The organism is Rhizobacter sp., from assembly GCF_031412495.1.
GTDB lineage: Bacteria > Pseudomonadota > Gammaproteobacteria > Burkholderiales > Burkholderiaceae_C > Schlegelella_A.
In genome coordinates this window covers 1-16,636 of the sequence record NZ_JANODC010000545.1, presented here as the reverse complement: position 1 = coordinate 16,636, position 16,636 = coordinate 1, and the positions used below count along the sequence as shown (strand labels likewise).

General features: G+C 69.2%; 19 protein-coding genes and 1 pseudogene. 12 read left to right on the top strand and 8 right to left on the bottom strand.

Translation table 11 applies throughout. The annotated features are described in order from the left end of the window. Positions 1-49 precede the first annotated feature (49 nt). On the bottom strand, positions 50-274 hold the full coding sequence (locus AC30N0_RS20325) for a dodecin family protein (protein WP_489519691.1): 225 nt from the start codon (positions 272-274) through the stop codon (positions 50-52). A gap of 270 nt (positions 275-544) precedes the next feature. Here AC30N0_RS20325 and AC30N0_RS20320 point away from each other — a divergent pair, with 270 nt between their 5' ends. The 4 genes and pseudogenes from AC30N0_RS20320 (at position 545) to AC30N0_RS20305 (ending at position 4,048) form a co-directional block, all read left to right on the top strand. Continuing rightward, a complete protein-coding gene (locus AC30N0_RS20320; protein WP_489519690.1) occupies positions 545-1,057 on the top strand; it encodes a hypothetical protein in 513 nt (170 codons plus the stop codon). An 80-nt stretch (positions 1,058-1,137) separates the two neighbouring features. Next, positions 1,138-1,563 carry a c-type cytochrome gene (locus AC30N0_RS20315; RefSeq protein ID WP_489519689.1) on the top strand — a complete coding sequence of 142 codons (426 nt, stop codon included), beginning with the start codon at positions 1,138-1,140 and terminating at the stop codon, positions 1,561-1,563. Between the two features lie 108 nt (positions 1,564-1,671). Further along, positions 1,672-1,920, top strand: a complete 249-nt coding sequence (locus tag AC30N0_RS20310; RefSeq protein ID WP_489519688.1) for a heavy-metal-associated domain-containing protein — start codon at positions 1,672-1,674, stop codon at positions 1,918-1,920. Beyond that, a pseudogene (locus tag AC30N0_RS20305) lies at positions 1,908-4,048 on the top strand (copper-transporting P-type ATPase). The gene AC30N0_RS20310 and the pseudogene AC30N0_RS20305 overlap by 13 nt, the downstream one beginning before the upstream one ends. 10 nt (positions 4,049-4,058) lie before the next feature. On the opposite strand, the gene AC30N0_RS20300 reads toward AC30N0_RS20305, so the two are convergent. The 7 genes from AC30N0_RS20300 to AC30N0_RS20270 form a co-directional block, all read right to left on the bottom strand. After that, positions 4,059-4,439 carry a hypothetical protein gene (locus tag AC30N0_RS20300; protein ID WP_489519687.1) on the bottom strand — a complete coding sequence of 127 codons (381 nt, stop codon included), beginning with the start codon at positions 4,437-4,439 and terminating at the stop codon, positions 4,059-4,061. Between the two features lie 27 nt (positions 4,440-4,466). Beyond that, positions 4,467-4,715, bottom strand: coding sequence for a hypothetical protein (locus AC30N0_RS20295; RefSeq protein WP_489519686.1), 249 nt, complete (start codon positions 4,713-4,715; stop codon positions 4,467-4,469). Positions 4,716-4,860: 145 nt separating this feature from the next. Then, positions 4,861-5,613: a hypothetical protein gene (locus AC30N0_RS20290; RefSeq protein ID WP_489519685.1), complete on the bottom strand. Its 753-nt coding sequence runs from the start codon at positions 5,611-5,613 to the stop codon at positions 4,861-4,863. Positions 5,614-5,784: 171 nt separating this feature from the next. Then, entirely contained in the window at positions 5,785-6,927 is a 1,143-nt protein-coding gene (locus AC30N0_RS20285) for a branched-chain amino acid ABC transporter substrate-binding protein (protein WP_489519684.1), read from the bottom strand. Between the two features lie 125 nt (positions 6,928-7,052). Beyond that, positions 7,053-7,472 (bottom strand): hypothetical protein, encoded by a 420-nt coding sequence (locus AC30N0_RS20280; RefSeq protein WP_489519683.1) that lies wholly within the window; start codon positions 7,470-7,472, stop codon positions 7,053-7,055. Next, entirely contained in the window at positions 7,469-7,903 is a 435-nt protein-coding gene (locus AC30N0_RS20275; RefSeq protein ID WP_489519682.1) for a DNA polymerase III subunit chi, read from the bottom strand. Before AC30N0_RS20275 ends, AC30N0_RS20280 begins: the two co-directional genes overlap by 4 nt. 55 nt (positions 7,904-7,958) lie before the next feature. After that, positions 7,959-9,416, bottom strand: coding sequence for a leucyl aminopeptidase (locus AC30N0_RS20270; RefSeq protein WP_489519681.1), 1,458 nt, complete (start codon positions 9,414-9,416; stop codon positions 7,959-7,961). Positions 9,417-9,443: 27 nt separating this feature from the next. Here AC30N0_RS20270 and lptF point away from each other — a divergent pair, with 27 nt between their 5' ends. The 8 genes from lptF to AC30N0_RS20230 form a co-directional block, all read left to right on the top strand. Next, positions 9,444-10,568, top strand: a complete 1,125-nt coding sequence (gene lptF / locus AC30N0_RS20265; RefSeq protein ID WP_489519680.1) for an LPS export ABC transporter permease LptF — start codon at positions 9,444-9,446, stop codon at positions 10,566-10,568. After that, positions 10,565-11,671 (top strand): LPS export ABC transporter permease LptG, encoded by a 1,107-nt coding sequence (gene lptG, locus AC30N0_RS20260; protein WP_489519679.1) that lies wholly within the window; start codon positions 10,565-10,567, stop codon positions 11,669-11,671. Before lptF ends, lptG begins: the two co-directional genes overlap by 4 nt. Next, a complete protein-coding gene (locus tag AC30N0_RS20255; RefSeq protein ID WP_489519678.1) occupies positions 11,668-12,042 on the top strand; it encodes a sirohydrochlorin chelatase in 375 nt (124 codons plus the stop codon). Before lptG ends, AC30N0_RS20255 begins: the two co-directional genes overlap by 4 nt. Before the next feature lie 27 nt (positions 12,043-12,069). Then, complete coding sequence (locus AC30N0_RS20250) at positions 12,070-13,014, top strand: CysB family HTH-type transcriptional regulator (protein ID WP_489519677.1); 945 nt, start codon at positions 12,070-12,072, stop codon at positions 13,012-13,014. Positions 13,015-13,025: 11 nt separating this feature from the next. Continuing rightward, positions 13,026-14,198, top strand: a complete 1,173-nt coding sequence (locus tag AC30N0_RS20245) for a pyridoxal phosphate-dependent aminotransferase (RefSeq protein WP_489519676.1) — start codon at positions 13,026-13,028, stop codon at positions 14,196-14,198. Positions 14,199-14,212: 14 nt separating this feature from the next. Beyond that, entirely contained in the window at positions 14,213-14,992 is a 780-nt protein-coding gene (locus tag AC30N0_RS20240; RefSeq protein WP_489519675.1) for an oxepin-CoA hydrolase, alternative type, read from the top strand. Between the two features lie 54 nt (positions 14,993-15,046). Beyond that, a complete protein-coding gene (locus tag AC30N0_RS20235; RefSeq protein WP_489519674.1) occupies positions 15,047-15,751 on the top strand; it encodes a Crp/Fnr family transcriptional regulator in 705 nt (234 codons plus the stop codon). Between the two features lie 52 nt (positions 15,752-15,803). Beyond that, positions 15,804-16,636, top strand: an 833-nt coding sequence (locus tag AC30N0_RS20230; RefSeq protein ID WP_489519673.1) for a phosphotransferase family protein, incomplete at its 3' end; no start/stop codon positions are given.

Here is a 16,636-nt window from a genome sequence, read left to right as displayed (position 1 = left end):
TGAAAATCCACTGTGCTTTACGCCAGAGTCGGCGAACAAGCGTGGGCAGTTACCCCTCGTACTTGAACGACAGTGAAACCTTCGCCCGGTAGGCAACGACCTTTCCGCCTTCAATCTTCACGTCAAGCTTGTTGACTTCCGCGACGCGCAAGTCGCGCAAGGACGCCGCGGCGGTTTCAATAGCTGTTCTTGCAGCTTCTTCCCACGAGGTTGGACTCGTGCCGATGATCTCCGTGACGCGATATACGCCGGACTCGGATCTCTTTTTGGCCATCTCGTGCTCCTGGTGCCTGAGTTTCGCAAGGCCCTCCGGGCTTCGCCCGACACATCATAGGCCCCGGCGGGTTGTGAAAGCCCACGGAGAGGGGCTTGGCCGATAATCGATGTACATACACCCTCTTCCAGCACATGACCGATACCGCGCAGCAGGCCGTTCCCTTTGGATTTACGCAGATCACCGAAGGTCGCATCCGGACGACAGACATCATCTGCGGCAAGTCTGGCGGGTGGGCCCTCCCTCATGTCTTCCTGGTGGGTGGCCCCGTTGCCGATGACGGTCGGTCCATTGCTCGACCGCACGACGCGAGGCCAGGCCGCCGTAGCTGAGGCCCGTTCAGCCGGTGCTCGCGAGCAAGCACCGGTGCGCGGAACTCGAGAGGACTCGATGAACCTGAAAGTACCCATCAAGATACTGGACGAGCTGGCGGAGACCGTGATCCGCTCGACCGGGTCCCTCGACTTGGCGAGCGGCGAGATCTTCGACGTTCGCTATGAAGTCGACCGGCCTGGATTGATGGGCATGCCGGCGGTCGACGAGCAATACGAATTCACCAGCGGCGTGCTGTCGAACGACGGCAAGGACGTCGAGTTCCGCATCGACGTCGACGTGATGCGCGGACAGTACTTCGTCAGCCCGACCGAGCTGCTTGAACTCAAGGTCCGGGCCGCCAAGCTCTTCGCCGGCATCGAGGGGAAGACGCTGCTCGCCGCCTCGGAGCGCGCCGCGGCGGCATCCCCCGACATTCGCACCGGCGACGCGGACCGGCGCCTTCATTGAGCCGGTAGGCGGCTGGGGTCGCAGAGACCTCCGCACGGGAAGGTGGGCGCATGTCGCGAGGACTGGCACTGGGTGCATGCATGCTGTTCTTCGTCGGCTGCGAAGACGGCTCGGCGTCCCGGGTCGTGCTTCGACCCGATGATCCGCAGGTCCTGGCGTTGGGCGGCACGATCTATCAGAGCCACTGCGCCGCGTGCCACGGCACTCGGCTCGAAGGACAGCCGCGCTGGCGCGAACGGGATACGACGGGGCGGCTCCCGGCGCCGCCACACGACGCTTCCGGACATACATGGCACCACCCCGACGACGTGCTGTTCAGGCTCACCAAGTACGGCATCGCCAAGACCACGAAGCTCAAGGACTACGACTCCGCGATGCCTGCGTTCGAAGGCGTGCTCACGGATGCGGAGATCGTCGCCGCACTCTCCTGGATCAAGGCGCAGTGGCCGCCCCACATCCGGAAGCATCAGGATGAAGCGAATCTCGCCGCACAGCGCAACAAGTGAGCGAAAGGCAGTACCACCGAGCCGGCATGGAACATGGCCCGTCCCTATTGACATTCCAACAGTGGGAGGGATGACAGTGCGCTCTCCTTCAACCATTTCTGGAAGACCATGATCACCTTCGAAGTCAAGGACATGACCTGCGGACACTGCGTCTCCACCATCACGAAGGCGCTGAAGGCGACCGATCAGGACGCTCGGGTGCAGATCGATCTCGCCAGGCACCTGGTGTCGGTCGAACCGGTGACGGCAGATGCAGCTCGGCTGGCAGACGCCATCCAGGAGGCCGGGTACACACCGACGCCGGCCCCAGGCCAGGCGGACGCTGCGCCCGCCAGGTCGGGTGGATGCTGCGGCTGACAGCCCCGACCGTGAACCACGAGTACACCTGTCCGATGCACCCGCAGGTCCGGCAGATGGGGCCGGGCAACTGCCCGATCTGCGGCATGGCGCTCGAGCCCCTGCTGGCGACGGCGGAGAGAGGCGAGAGCCCCGAACTGCGCGACATGACGAAGCGCTTCTGGATCGGCACCGCCCTCACGGTCCCGGTCTTCGCGCTGGAGATGGGCGGCCACCTCACGAACCTCGACCATCTCCTCGGGCAGCAACTCTCGAACTTGATCCAGCTCCTGCTGGGCACGCCGGTCGTCCTGTGGGCAGGGTGGCCGTTCTTCACCCGGGCGGTGGCCTCCGTGAAGAACCGCAGCCTGAACATGTTCACGCTGATCGCGCTGGGCACGGGTGCCGCCTGGATCTACAGCGTCGTCGGCACCGTGGCGCCGAGGTTGTTCCCGTCCGATCTGCGGCTGGCGGACGGAGCGGTGCCGATCTATTTCGAGGCCGCTGCCGTCATCACGGTGCTGGTGCTTCTCGGCCAGGTGCTGGAGCTGCGGGCGAGGGAGAAGACGTCGGGTGCCATCAAGGCGCTGCTCGGCCTTGCGCCAAAGACGGCCGTCAAGGTTCATGCCGACGGCACGGACGAGACGGTCGAGGTCGATGCCATCCAGGTCGGCGACCTGCTGCGCGTGCGTCCCGGCGAGAAGGTGGCCGTCGACGGCGAGCTCGTCGAGGGCAAGGCCAACGTCGACGAGTCCATGGTCACCGGCGAGCCGATCCCGGTGGCCAAGTCGGCCGGCTCGAAGGTGACGGCGGGCACGATGAACCAGACGGGCGGGTTCGTCATGCGCGCCGAGAAGGTGGGTGCCGACACCCTCCTTTCGCAGATCGTCCACATGGTGGCCGCCGCGCAGCGCAGCCGCGCGCCGATCCAGCGCATGGCCGACCAGGTCGCCGGCTGGTTCGTGCCGGTGGTCATCCTGGTCGCGGCGGTGACCTTCGTCGCCTGACTGGTGTTCGGGCCCTCGCCCGCCTTCAGCTACGCACTCATCGCATCGGTCGCCGTCCTCATCATCGCCTGTCCGTGTGCGCTCGGCCTCGCCACCCCGATGTCGATCATGGTCGGCGTCGGCAAGGGAGCGCAGCACGGCGTGCTCATCCGCGACGCGGAAGCGCTGGAGCGCATGGAGAAGGTCGATACGCTGGTCCTCGACAAGACCGGAACGCTGACGGAAGGGCGGCCCAGGGTCGTCCACATCGAGGCCACCGGCGGCTTCGACGGCGACGACGTCCTGCAGAAGCTCGCCAGCGTCGAACGCGCCAGCGAACATCCCCTGGCACTGGCCATCGTCAACGATGCGCTGGAGCACAAGCTGGCCCTGTCGGCAGTGACCGACTTCGACTCTCCCGTCGGCAAGGGCGTGGTCGGCACGGTCGAGGGCGTGCGGGTCGTGTCCGGGAGCGGCAAGTTCCTGGCCGAGCATGGCATCGCCGTCGCCGCGCTCGAAGCGGCTGCCGAGGCGCAACGTGCGAAGGCGGCGACCGTCATCTTCGTCGGCGTCGGCGGCAAGCTGGCCGGCTTCGTCGCCATCGCCGACCCGATCAAGGCGACGACGGCCCAGGCGCTTCAGGCATTGAAAGCGGCCGGCATCCGCATCGTCATGCTGACCGGCGACGGCAAGACGACGGCCGAGGTGGTCGGTCGGCAGCTGGGCATCGACGAAGTCGTGGCCGAGGTGTTCCCGGAGGACAAGGCCGCCGTGGTCAAGCGCCTCCGCGACGAAGGCGCGTGGTGGCAATGGGCGGCGACGGGGTCAACGATGCGCCGGCACTTTCGGCCGCCGACGTCGGGCTGGCGATGGGAACCGGGACCGACGTCGCGATGGAGAGCGCGGGCATCACCCTGCTCCGGGGCGACCTCATGGGCATCGTGCGAGCGCGGACGCTGTCGCGCGCGACCATGCGCAACATCCGCCAGAACCTCTTCCTCAGCTTCGCCTACAACGTCGCCGGCATTCCGCTGGCCGCCGGCGTGCTGTACCCGTTCTTCGGCTTGCTGCTCTCGCCGGTGGTGGCGGCCGCGGCCATGGCCTTGTCGTCGGTGAGCGTCATCGCGAACTCGCTGCGCCTTCGAACTGCGGAGGTGGACTGAGAGCAGCTCTCTACTTGTACGGGTTGCCCTGCGGCGGATACAGGAAGAGCTTCGAGACAGGGCCCCAGCTGCCGCCGAACGGCGTCTTCCATTCCAGCACGGCGTCCGGGGAGGCCGGCTTGAAGACGATGTAGTAGAGGCGGCCGACGTCGAACTCCTGCTTCGTGCGCAGCGCCACCGTGACGCCGACCGTGCCCTTGCCCCGGACGCGGAACTCGTGCTCTCCCGGCAGCATGGACACGATCCAGCCGGTGCCGTCCGCACCGAGGCCGGTGCCGGGCCCCAGCGTGCCGCAACGACCCGAGGCGTGTGCAGCCTGTGCCTCGGCGTCGGTGGGCACGGCGAAGGCCTGGGAGGTGGCGAGCAGCAGGCCGGAAAGCAGAGCGCGCATGGGCGGCCTCTTCGTCAGTCGCGGTCGTCAGCCTTGCCGGCCCGGCGTCGGCAAGCTGCCGTAGTCGCGGATCCACTCGATGCCGCGCGCATGCGCGGCCTCGATCGCCTCCAGTTCGCTCGTGTACTGACCGAGCGGTACCTCGATCTCGCGCGGGCGCTTGGGCCATCGGTCCTTGGCTAGCGTCAGCGTCGGCTTGAACCGTCCTCCGTCCAGAGCCTTCGCTCCGCAATGAAGCTCGTACTCGAGGTGCCGGAAGACCTTGAGGGTGTCCATTCCTTGCAATCGATCCCTTTCGTCGACGTCGCCCGGGCGGGCGCCCGGTGCGACAGTATGAGCGCCTGCCCCACCGTCTTCGCCGGGAAGTGTCGCGCGGCGAGGAATCGCCGGTGAAATTCCACGCAGCCCGAGCCGCGCCGGCTCAGGAGCCGCGGCTCGCAGCGCTGCCGATGCGGACCAGCCTCGGCTCGGGCGAACCGGCAGCCACCGGGACCGGCAGCAGCTGCAGCTGGTCGGACACCGAGCGTGCCGGCCGCATCTGCTCGAGCGACTCCTGCACCTTGACCATCTCGCGCATCAGGATGTAGTCCATGCCGCGCAGCGGCCCGCGTTCGACGAGCGTGCGCCGGCGGTAGTCCTCTGCCGTCTCGTGCCGGGTCAGGCCCGTGGCCTTGTAAAGCCAAGGGTGCTGCTCGTCGAGCTTGCCGACGTAGAGGCCGGTGGTGCCGTAGCTCAGCTCGAGGTGAAGGACGCTGAACGACGTCAGCAGCCCGATCGACAGCGGGATCAGGCCGAGGAGCAGCGCGGCCGCGCTCAGGGCCTGCAGGGTTCGGGAGGCGACGTCGCCGAGCTCGGTCAAGCCGAGCATCAGCAGGCCGGTGCAGGCGAGGGTCAGGAGGATGATCCCGGCGAGCACGGCCTCGCGCATCCACGCTGGGCGGGGCCGGGTCGGACAGCGGACGAACTCCGCCTCCAGCGCCTCCAGCTCGGCGTTGCTGAGCCCGGCCATCTCGCGTGCGCTCCCGAGCTCCGTCTGCACGGAGACGCGCTCGGTCCAGCTCGCGAAGGCGCGCTCGGGCGACTGGGCTCGTGGCGCCGGCGAATAGAACTCGCGCGCCCGCAGGAGGCGCTCGCGGCTGACGAGCAGCCCGTCGATGATGCGTTTCATTTCCATGGTGGCTCCCTCGAACGCGGAGACGACGCTCCGATGAAGGAGGCAGCTTCGCAGCAGCCTTGCGTAACAGCCATCCCTTACTTGGATGGGTTTCGCCGCCGGTCCTGATGCGCCCGATCGACGGCGAAAAAAAAGGGCGCCAGCGGCGCCCTTTTCATGTCGACGGTTCGTTCAGCGAACGACCGCCATCTGCTCGCGCTTGTCGCCCTTGTAGGTGTAGAGCGTCAGGGCACCGTTCTTCACGTCGCCCTTGTTGTCGAACGAGATGACGCCGGTCACGCCCTTGTGCCCTTCGGTCTTGGCGAGGACCGGAAGGTACTTCGCCGGCTCGGCCGAGCCGGCCTTGACCATCGCTGCGACCATGACGTTGACGGCGTCGTACACGTAAGGCGCGTAGATCTGGACGTCGGCGTTGAACTTCTTCTTGAAGTCCTCGCGGAACTTGTCCATGCCCACCTTCTGGGCGCCTTCGACGCCGCCCGCCTCGGCGCAGACGACCTGGCTGTCGCCCATGGCGCCACCGGCGAGCTTCGGCAGCTCGCCGGTGCAGATGCCGTCGCCACCGATCATCTTCGCGTTGATGCCGAGCTGCTTCATCTGGCGCAGCATCGGGCCGGCGACGGCGTCCATGCCGCCGTAGAAGACGATGTCCGGCTTCTTGGCCTTGACGGCAGTCAGGATGGCGGTGAAGTCGGTGGCCTTGTCGGTCGTGAACTGGGCGTCGGCGATCTTGCCGCCCGAGGCCTTGACCGCCTTGGCGAACTCCTCGGCGACGCCCTGGCCGTAGGCCGTGCGGTCGTCGATGGTGACGATGGACTTGCCCTTGAGCTCCTTGACCGCGTAGCGGCCCAGGGTTCCGCCGAGGTGCACGTCGTCGGCCACGACGCGGAAGGTCGTCTTGAAGCCCTGGCGCGTGTACTTCGGGTTGGTGGCCGACGGCGAGATCTGCGGAATGCCTGCGTCGCTGTAGATCTTGGAAGCCGGGATCGAGGTGCCCGAGTTCAGGTGGCCGATGACGCCGTTGACCTTGGCGTCGACCAGCTTGTTGGCGACAGCCGTGCCCTGCTTCGGGTCGGCGCCGTCGTCCTCGGCGAGGAGCTCGAACTTGGCCTTCTTGCCGCCGATCGTCACGCCCTTGGCGTTCAGCTCGTCGATGGCCATACGGGCCCCGTTCTCGTTGTCCTTGCCCAGGTGGGCGATGCCCCCGCTGGTCGGCGCGACGTGGCCGATCTTGACGACCAGGTCCTGGGCCGAGACGGCCCCGGTGAGGAGCGCCACGGCCGCCGCAGCGACCAGTTTCATCTTGAGTTGCATGGGAAATTACCTCCGCTTGGAATGACTGGATCCGGGCTGTTTACCCGAAGCGCGAAACGATAACGCAAAAGCCGGGCCCGGCCGAATCGGTGTTTGCATCGTCAACCGGACCGGCCGCTGCGGCGCTACGGCTTGTCCTTGCGGCCGAGCTCGCGGGCGACGGCCCGTGCGACCACGTCGTGCAGCGCGGCCGTCAGCTCCTTGCGCGCATCGCGGACGATGGCATCGCCGGCGCGGGTCAGGATGGGGGCGAGCGCCTCGCGCAGACGGACCTCGAGCATCAGGTCCACCTGCCTCTGCAGGTCGGCCAGCACGCGCTGCGCCAGCTGCGCCTCGCCGACCGGCACCCCGGCTGCCGGCGCAGCCACCGCGGGCACGTCGGGCACCGCGGGCACGTCGGGCACCGCGGGCCCGAGGCCGGCCAGGGCGCCGACCTCTGGCGGCGCGGGCAGCGCAGGCGCCGGCCCGGCGGGTGGCGCCTCGGGCCACGGCACAACCTCGGTGAGCGTCGGGATGGTGCCCGGGGGCGGCTTCTCGGGCGTCATGGCGCACCCACCTCGTACTTCTTGATCAGGTAGCCGCGCCGTGCATAGCCCTTCCAGCGCTCGCGCGCCGCGCTGCGGTCGGCCTCGTCGGTCGACACGACCTCGAACAGGCGCGCGAAGGTCTCGTACCCCGTCGGCGCGCCCTCGCCCAGGTTCAGGAGCGCGTCGTGCACTGGCGCCTGCGCCGGCTCGCCGCCGAGCCAGACGGTGCGCGCCCGCAGGTGCGCCGGGACGCGGCCTGCATGCTCCACCCACTCGTGCGGAATGAACTCGGCCGGTTCGAAGGCCCAGAGCTCGCGATCCAGGCCGAGCAGCGCCTCGCGCGGGCCGGCGACGGCCAGGCCCAGTCCCTGCCGGCGTGCCTTGCGAAGGAGCCGGCAGGCGTAGCCGGCTCGGCTCGGAACATTGAAGTAGAAGCTGATCTCGGTCATGCGGGCGCCGGCCGTGGCAGCGGGTTCGCAGACGGCGTTCAGCCGGCTCGCCTCGTCACCTGGCGTGAGCGAGGACGAAGTGGGTCAGCAGGCCGACTGGCCGGCCCGTCGCGCCCTTCTTGGGCCCGGACTTCCAGGCCGTGCCGGCGATGTCGAGGTGGGCCCACGGGTACTTGCCGGTGAATCGGCGCAGGAACATCGCCGCCGTGATGGCGCCCCCGGGCCGGCCGCCGACGTTGCCCATGTCTGCGAAGTTGCTCTTCAGCGCCTCGTCGTATTCCTCGTCGAGCGGCATGCGCCAGCACGGGTCCTGCGCCGCCGCGGCCGCGGCCTGCATGCGCGAGGCGACGGCGTCGTCGGCCGTGAACAGCCCGGAGTGGTGATGGCCGAGGGCGATCACGCAGGCTCCGGTCAGCGTCGCCACGTCGACGACGACCGACGGCTTGAACCGCTCCGCGTAGGTGAGCGCATCTGCGAGGATGAGCCGGCCTTCGGCATCGGTGTTCAGGATCTCGATCGTCTGCCCCGACATGCTCGTGACGACGTCGCCGGGCTTGACGGCGCGGCCGCCCGGCATGTTCTCGCAGGTCGGCACGATGCAGACCAGGTTCAGCCGCGGGCGGAGGGTGGCGACGGCGGCGAGCGTGCCGAGGACGCTCGCCGCCCCGCCCATGTCGAACTTCATCTCGTCCATCTCGGCGGCCGGCTTGATCGAGATGCCGCCGGTGTCGAAGGTGATGCCCTTGCCGACCAGAACGATCGGCGCCTGGGTCTTCGCCGCGCCGTCGTAGCGCGCGACGATGAAGCGCGGCGGCTCGGCCGAGCCCTGGGCGACGGCCAGGAAGGAGCCCATGCCGAGCTTCTCGATCTCCTTGCGGTCCAGCACCTCGACGTCGAGCTTCAGCTCCTTGCCGATCTTCTTCGCCTGCTGGCCCAGCCAGGTGGGCGTGCAGTGGTTGCCGGGACGGTTGGCGAATTCGCGGGCGAGCTTGACGCCGGCGGCAATCGCCGCGCCGCGGCGCAGCCCCTGCTGGGCGGCACGGGCGCCGCTGCGCGAGCCGAGCAAGGTCAGGCTCTTGAGGGCCCAGCCCGGCGTCGCGCTCGGCTTGCTGTGCGTATACAGATAGGTGGCATCGGCGGCGGCCAGCATCGCTGCCTCGGCGTGCGCCTCGGTGACGGGGCCGGCGCTGCCCAGGGCGACGCCTAGCGTCTGCGCACCGCTCGTCTTCAGTGCGGCCAGGCCGTCGGCGAGCGCGGCCTTGAAGGCCTTGGCCGAGTTGTCGCCGGCGATCGCCACGACGACGCGGCGCGCCGTGACGCCAGCGGGTCGGTGGAGATAGAGGGAACGCCCCTTCTTCAAGGCCAAGTCGCCGTCGGCGACGGCAGCGGAGATCAGGTCGGCCAGCGGTGCCGCGAGTTCGGGATCGACGACGTCGGCGACGACGAGGACCAGGGCGTCGACGTCGACGCCGGCAAGTCCCGACGCCGTGGCGATCTGATGACGGAAGTCCATAATTCCTCGAGCAGAGAAAAGCCGCCGATGTTATTCGATTCAACCTTGCGCAGAGAGCTCGCGCGCAACTTCGGCGCGACGCTGGTCGTGATCCTCACCATCGTGCTGACGATCATGTTCATCCGCAATCTGGGCCAGGCGGCCGGGGGCCGGATCTCGCCGCAGGACGTGATGCTGCTCCTGGCCTACATCGCGCTCGGCAACCTGTCGACCATCCTCGCGCTGTCGCTGTTCGTCGCCGTCGTCGCGACCCTGTCGCGGATGTACCGCGGAAGCGAGATGACGATCTGGTTCGCCAGCGGCGTTCCCCTGTCCCGCTTCGTTCGCCCGGTGCTGCGCACGAGCTGGCCGGTGCTGCTCGTGATCGGCCTGCTGGCGCTGTTCGTGTGGCCGTGGCAGAACGAGCGCAGCGCCGTGCTGAAGGATCAGTTCGAGCGCCGCTCGGACCTCTCGCGCGCCGCGCCGGGCCAGTTCCAGACCTCGGGCGACGGCCAGCGCACCTTCTTCTTCGAGGGCAGCGCCAGCGACCCGGCGACGGGGCGCAACGTCTTCATCGTTTCCTCGCAAGGCGAGGTCGAGTCGGTCACGTCGGCGCTCTCCGGCTCGATCGAGAACGATCGCAGCGGCCGCTACCTGGTCCTGAACCGAGGTCAGCGCAACGAGCTCGACCAGGCCAGCGGGGAAAAGACGGTCTCCCGCTTCGAGACCTACCGAGCGCTCGCGGGCGAGCGGGCCATGGCCGGCGAAGGGTCGGTGCGCCCACGCGCCCGCCCGACCGCCGACCTCCTGCGCGAGCCGACACCGCCGAACCAAGGCGAGCTGGTCTGGCGGCTCGGCCTCGTGCTGGCGGCGGCGAACATGCTGCTGCTGGGCATCGGCATGTCGGCATCGAACCCGCGCCACGCCAGCAACTGGAACCTGCTGTTCGCCCTGCTCGCCTTCTTCGTCTACTACAACCTGATCAACCTGACCAAGGCCTGGGTGGGCACCGGACGCGTCGGCATGGGCACGGCCCTCCTCGTCGCCCATGGCGGAGCCCTCGCCATCGCCATCGCATTGCTGTGGTGGCGCGAGCAGGGTGCCGGGCGCCTGCCCATGTCGCGGCGTCGCCGGGCGCGGCGCGCCGCGCGGGCGGCGGCAGCGGCAGCATGAGGACGGTCCGACGGCTCTTCTTCGTCGACATCGCCTCGGCCGTGCTGTTCGTCGGCGTCGCCTTCCTCGCCCTCTTCTTCTTCATCGACTTCGTCGACGAGCTGGGCGACGTCGGCGAGCGCGGCTACACGGCGCTGCACGCGGCGGCCTACTCGGTCCTGCTCGCACCGGCCCACCTGTACGAGCTGATGCCGATTGCGGTGCTGATCGGCACCATCTACGCGCTGGCGCGCCTGGCCCAGACCTCGCAGTACACCATCCTGCGCACCGGCGGGCTCGGACCCGGGCGCGCGCTCGGGCTGCTGACCAGCCTCGCCCTCCTGTTCGGGGCGGTGGCCTTCGTCATCGGCGACTACATAGCGCCGCTGTCGGAGCGCATGGCCAGCCAGCTGCGTGCGTCGTTCACCGGCAGCCTCAAGCTGAGCCGCTCGGGCGCCTGGATCAAGGAGCACGCGCCGACGCCGACCGGCGAGCACAGCTACTCGATCAACGTCGGCTCGGCCGAGGGTGCCTCGGCGCTGCGCGACGTCCGCATCTTCGAGTTCGATGCCGGGGGCCGGCTCATCGCCCGGACCGCGGCGGCGCGGGCCAGCGTCGCCCCCGACGGGACCTGGACGCTCGAGGACGTCACCCGGACGCGTTGGCTCGACACCGCCGACGCACCGTCGGTGCCGCAGGAGAAACTGGCGCGCCTCGAGTGGCGCAGCACCTTGTCGCCGCAGGTGGTCGCCGCCGCCGTCCTCCCGGTCACGACGATGTCGACGGTCGACCTCTGGCGCTACATCGGTCACCTGGCCGAGAACGAGCAGGCATCGCAGGTGCAGAAGATCCAGTTCTGGAAGCGGGCCCTGTATCCGTTCGCCTGCCTCGTCATGGTCGGCCTCGCCCTGCCGTTCGCGTACCTGCACCACCGCTCGGGTGGCGTCAGCGTCAAGGTGTTCGCCGGGATCATGCTCGGGGTCGGCTTCGTGCTCCTCAACAACGTGTTCCGGCACCTCGGCCTGCTCGGCAACTGGACGCCGTGGATCGTCGCCGCGACGCCCGGCGCGATCTTCCTCCTGATGTCGCTGGCCGCGTTCAGCTGGCTGGTGCGCTATCGATGAGCACGAAGGCGATCGTCCTCTTCGCGCACGGCGCCCGCGACCCGCGCTGGGCGGCTCCGTTCGAGGCCGTCGCCGAGCGCGTCCGCGCCGCCGCGCCTGACCGCCTGGTCCGGCTCGCCTTCCTCGAGCTGATGGCGCCGTCGCTCGGCGACGCCGTCGACGCGCTGGCCGCCGACGGCGTCGAAGACGTCGACGTCGTACCCCTGTTCCTCGGCAGCGGCGGTCACCTGCGCAACGACCTGCCGCGGCAGGCGGACGCCGCGCGCGCCCGCCACCCGCGGCTGCGCTTGCGCATCCACCCGCCGGTGGGCGAGGTTCCCGAGGTCATCGAGGCGATGGCGCGGGCTGCCGTCCGGAGCAGGGGTGAATAATCCGCCGATGCTTCAGAGCTTCGGGGTATGAACCTCCACCAGTTCAGGTTCGTTCAGGAGGCGGTGCGTCGCGACCTCAACCTGACGGAAACGGCCAAGGCGCTGTTCACGTCGCAGCCGGGCGTGTCCAAGGCGATCCTCGAGCTCGAGGGCGAGCTCGGCGTCGACATCTTCGCCCGGCACGGCAAGCGCCTGCGCCGCGTCACCGAACCGGGCCGCGAGGTGCTGAAGGCGATCGAGGTGATCATGCGCGAGGTGGGCAACCTCAAGCGCATCGGCGACGAGTTCTCCAAGCAGGACGCCGGCACGCTTTCGATCGCCACCACGCACAGCCAGGCCCGCTACTTCCTCCCCGTGCCTATCGCGCAGATGCGCAAGCGCTTCCCCAAGGTGAACATCAGCCTGCACCAGGGCACGCCGGAGCAGGTCGCGCGCATGGTCCACGAGGAAGTCGCCGACTTCGGCCTGGCCACCGAGTCGCTCGACGACTTCGGCGACCTGGTCACCCTGCCCTGCTATGCGTGGCAGCACGTGCTGGTGCTTCCGGCGGGCCACCCGCTCGCCGCGATCGACCGGGTCTCGCTCGAGGACCTGGCGCCGCTGCCGCTGATCTCGTATCACCCGGCGTTCACCGGGCGCAAGCGCGTCGACCAGGCCTTCGCCACGCGCAAGCTCCAGCCGAACATCGTCCTCGAGGCGATCGACGCCGACGTGATCAAGACCTACGTGCGGCTGGGGCTGGGCGTCGGCATCGTCGCCGAGATCGCCATGCGCGAGGAGGGCCAGGGCTCGGACCTCGTCGCCCGCCCGGTCGGCCACCTGTTCGGGCAGAACGTCGCCCGCGTCGCCTTCAAGCGCGGCGCCTACCTGCGCAACTTCGTTTACGCCTTCGCCGAGATGACCTCCGACCGCCTGACCCGCCCGCTCGTCGAGCGGGCGATGTCGGGCGAGGCCGACGACTACCAGCTCTGACCCGCGCACACATGAACGACCGCACTCCCCTCGCCCCGCACACGCCCGCCGTGCAGAGCCGCCTCCCCACCGTCGGCACGACAATCTTCACGGTCATGTCGACGCTGGCGACGGAGCACGGCGCCGTCAACCTGGGCCAGGGCTTTCCGGACTTCGACTGCGATCCGGCCCTGGTCGAGGCCGTGGCCGCCGCGATGCGCAGCGGCCTCAACCAGTACCCGCCGATGGCAGGCATTCCCCTCCTGCGCGAGCGCATTGCCGCCAAGATCGAGTCGATGTACGGGCGGCGCTACGACCCGGCGACCGAGATCACCGTCACCGCAGGCGCGACGCAGGCCATCATCAACGCGGTGCTCGCGTTCGTGGGCCCGGGCGACGAGGCCATCGTCCTGGAGCCCTCGTACGACAGCTATGCCCCGAACATCGAGCTGGCCGGCGGCACGGTGGTCCGCGTTCCGCTCGTGCCCGGCACCTTCGCGCCCGACTTCGACCGCATCGCTGCTGCGCTCACGCCGAAGACCCGCCTCATCCTCATCAACTCGCCGCACAACCCGAGCGGAACGCTCTGGTCCGCGGCGGAGCTGTCGCGGCTCGAGGCGCTGCTGCGGGACACGCAGGTCGTGGTGATCAGCGACGAGGTCTACGAGCACATGGTGTACGGCGGCGAGCACCAGAGCGTGGCGCGCTTCCCCGAGCTCGCGGCGCGCACCGTCATCGTCTCGAGCTTCGGCAAGACGTACCACGTCACCGGCTGGAAGGTCGGCTACGCCGTCGCCCCGGCCGCCCTGATGGCCGAGTTCCGCAAGGTGCACCAGTTCAACGTCTTCACGGTGAACACGCCGATGCAGCACGGGCTGGCGGCCTACATGGGAAGCGGCACGCACCATCTCGCCCTGCCCGCCTTCTACCGAGCCAAGCGCGACCTCTTCGCGGCCGGCCTGGCGCGCACGCGCCTGAAGCCGCTGCCCTGCCAGGGCACGTTCTTCCAATGCGTCGACTATTCGGCAGTCAGCGACCTGCCGGAGGCCGAGTTCTGCCGCTGGCTGACGGTCGAGATCGGCGTCGCGGCGATCCCCCTGTCGGCGTTCTATGCCGACGGCTTCGAACAGCACATCGCCCGCTTCTGCTTCGCCAAGAAAGACGAGACCCTGGTTTCCGCGGTCGAGCGCCTGGCTCGTCTCTAGAAAGGACCGACGGGATGCCTTCCGAGCTTCTGACCGAACGCCGCGGCACGACCCTCGTGCTGACGATCAGCGATCCGGCGACGCGCAACACGCTGTCGGCGCAGGTCGTCGCCGCCGGCATCGAGGCGCTCGACTCGTCCGAATCGGACGACGAGGTCCGCGCCGTCGTGCTGCGCGGCGACGGCGCCCATTTCTGCGCCGGCGGCAACCTGCAGGGGCTGGCGGAGCGGCGGCGCTCCGGGCCCGACGCCCAGCGGCGCATGCTCGAGCACCTGCACCAGTGGATCGAGGCGATCCGCGTCTACCCCAAGCCGGTCATCGCGGCGGTCGAAGGCGCTGCCGCCGGAGCGGGCTTCTCGATCGCCCTCGCCTGCGACCTGATCGTCGCCGCCGAAGACGCCCGCTTCACCATGTCGTACGGCAAGCTGGGCTTGACGCCCGACGGCGGCGCCACCTGGAGCCTGGCCCGGGCCCTGCCGCGGCCCTTCGCGCAGCGCCTGCTCTGGCTCGCCGAGCCGATCAGCGCCCCTCTCCTCCATGCGCACGGCCTGGTGACGGCGGTGACGCCGCCCGGCTCGGCCCTCGCCGAGGCGCTCGCGCTCGGCGAGCGCCTCGCCGAGATGGCGCCGAACGCCATGGCCTGCACCAAGGAACTCCTGGAGCAGGCACCCCGCCGCTCGCTGCACGAGCAGCTCGCCGTCGAGCGCGACCAGTTCATCGACAAGCTCTTCCACGCCAACGGCGAGGAGGGGCTGGCCGCCTTCCTGGAAAAGCGCGCGCCGCGCTTCCGCTGAGGGCGCGGCTCGCCCCGACCCGACCAGACGCGCGCTGTCACCTCAGCGACCGGCATGCACGCCCCGATTCTTACAATCGACGAGCAGTCGAACATCGCCTCGGGCCCGTGGTTCTCCAGACTCTCCTCTCCGCTTCAGGAAGCCATCCTGGCCCGCGCCATCGTGCGGCGCCTGCACGACGGCGCCATCCTCTCGGCGCGCGGTGCGCCGGCCGAGGAATGGTGCGGCGTCGCCCTCGGCGCGGTGCGCGTGAGCTCGGTGTCGCTGTCCGGCAAGCAGGTCACGCTGACCTACGTCGAGCCGGGCACCTGGTTCGGCGACATCTCGCTCTTCGACGGCATGCCGCGCACGCACGACGCGCACGCCCATGGCGAGACGACGCTGCTGGTCGTCCGCCGCCCGGATTTCAAGGAATTGCTGGCGCAGCACGTCGAGCTCTACGACGCCCTGCTGCGCCTCAACTGCCGGCGCCTGCGGCTGCTCTTCGACGCCGTCGAGGACCTCAACACGCGGCCGCTCTCGGCCCGCCTGGCCAAGCAGATCCTGCTGCTCGCGCGCAGCTACGGCGTCGAGCACGGCGACGAGATCCGGATCGGCCTGCAGCTGGCCCAGGAAGACATCGCCCAGCTGCTCGGCGCCTCCAGGCAGCGCGTCAACCAGGAGCTGAAGGGCTTCGAGCGCGACGGCGCCGTGCGCATCGAGCCGACCCGGCTGGTCGTCCTGTCGAAGGACAAGCTGCTGGCGATCGCGAAGCGCTGACCGGGGGTCGGCAGGGATTGCAGCGTTCGCCGCCCGCGCCTCCAATCGATCCATGACCCAGCCCGAAGCCAACACCGGCACCAAGCCGGTCGCCGAGCAGCACGCCTTCGACCTCGCCGCGCTCGAGCGCTACCTGCTCGCGCACCTGCCCGGCTTCGCCGGCCCACTCGCGGTCGAGCAGTTCAAGGGCGGCCAGTCGAACCCCACGTACAAGCTGGTGTCGCCCGCTCGCGCCTATGTCATGCGCTCCAAGCCCGGGCCGGCGTCGAAGCTGCTGCCCTCGGCGCACGCCGTCGACCGCGAGTTCACGGTCATGCGCGGCCTCGCCGACACCGACGTGCCGGTGCCGCGCATGCACGTCCTGTGCGAGGACGAGAGTGTCATCGGCCGCGCCTTCTACGTCATGGAGTACGTCGAGGGCCGCGTTTTCTGGGACCAGTCCCTGCCCGCCTTCGACCGCGCCGGCCGGACCGCGATCTACGACGAGATGAACCGCGTCATCGCCGCCCTGCATTCGGTCGATCCGGCTGCGGTCGGGCTGGCTGGCTACGGCAAGCCCGGCAACTATTTCGAGCGCCAGATCGGGCGCTGGACCAAGCAGTACCAGGCTTCGATCACGGAGCCCATCGACGCCATGGACCGGCTCATCGACTGGCTGCCGGAAAACATCCCGGCGAGCGCGCGCGACGCGTCGCAGGCGCGCGTGGTGCACGGCGACTACCGGCTCGACAACCTCGTCTTCGATCCGGACCAGCCGCGCGTCGTCGCCGTGCTCGACTGGGAGCTGTCGACGCTCGGCCACCCGCTCGCCGACTTCACCTATCATCTGATGATGTACCGGATGCCGCCGCAGGAAACCGCCGGCCTAGCCGGTCGCGACCTCGC

Excerpts from the sequence above, each read along its gene's own strand:
- AC30N0_RS20325 (WP_489519691.1), bottom strand. The coding sequence starts at position 274 with ATGGCCAAAAAGAGATCCGAGTCCGGCGTATATCGCGTCACGGAGATC.
- AC30N0_RS20315 (WP_489519689.1), top strand. The coding sequence starts at position 1,138 with ATGCTGTTCTTCGTCGGCTGCGAAGACGGCTCGGCGTCCCGGGTCGTG.
- AC30N0_RS20310 (WP_489519688.1), top strand. The coding sequence starts at position 1,672 with ATGATCACCTTCGAAGTCAAGGACATGACCTGCGGACACTGCGTCTCC.
- AC30N0_RS20300 (WP_489519687.1), bottom strand. The coding sequence starts at position 4,439 with ATGCGCGCTCTGCTTTCCGGCCTGCTGCTCGCCACCTCCCAGGCCTTC.
- AC30N0_RS20295 (WP_489519686.1), bottom strand. The coding sequence starts at position 4,715 with ATGGACACCCTCAAGGTCTTCCGGCACCTCGAGTACGAGCTTCATTGC.
- AC30N0_RS20290 (WP_489519685.1), bottom strand. The coding sequence starts at position 5,613 with ATGGAAATGAAACGCATCATCGACGGGCTGCTCGTCAGCCGCGAGCGC.
- AC30N0_RS20285 (WP_489519684.1), bottom strand. The coding sequence starts at position 6,927 with ATGCAACTCAAGATGAAACTGGTCGCTGCGGCGGCCGTGGCGCTCCTC.
- AC30N0_RS20280 (WP_489519683.1), bottom strand. The coding sequence starts at position 7,472 with ATGACGCCCGAGAAGCCGCCCCCGGGCACCATCCCGACGCTCACCGAG.
- AC30N0_RS20275 (WP_489519682.1), bottom strand. The coding sequence starts at position 7,903 with ATGACCGAGATCAGCTTCTACTTCAATGTTCCGAGCCGAGCCGGCTAC.
- AC30N0_RS20270 (WP_489519681.1), bottom strand. The coding sequence starts at position 9,416 with ATGGACTTCCGTCATCAGATCGCCACGGCGTCGGGACTTGCCGGCGTC.
- lptF (WP_489519680.1), top strand. The coding sequence starts at position 9,444 with ATGTTATTCGATTCAACCTTGCGCAGAGAGCTCGCGCGCAACTTCGGC.
- lptG (WP_489519679.1), top strand. The coding sequence starts at position 10,565 with ATGAGGACGGTCCGACGGCTCTTCTTCGTCGACATCGCCTCGGCCGTG.
- AC30N0_RS20255 (WP_489519678.1), top strand. The coding sequence starts at position 11,668 with ATGAGCACGAAGGCGATCGTCCTCTTCGCGCACGGCGCCCGCGACCCG.
- AC30N0_RS20250 (WP_489519677.1), top strand. The coding sequence starts at position 12,070 with ATGAACCTCCACCAGTTCAGGTTCGTTCAGGAGGCGGTGCGTCGCGAC.
- AC30N0_RS20245 (WP_489519676.1), top strand. The coding sequence starts at position 13,026 with ATGAACGACCGCACTCCCCTCGCCCCGCACACGCCCGCCGTGCAGAGC.
- AC30N0_RS20240 (WP_489519675.1), top strand. The coding sequence starts at position 14,213 with ATGCCTTCCGAGCTTCTGACCGAACGCCGCGGCACGACCCTCGTGCTG.
- AC30N0_RS20235 (WP_489519674.1), top strand. The coding sequence starts at position 15,047 with ATGCACGCCCCGATTCTTACAATCGACGAGCAGTCGAACATCGCCTCG.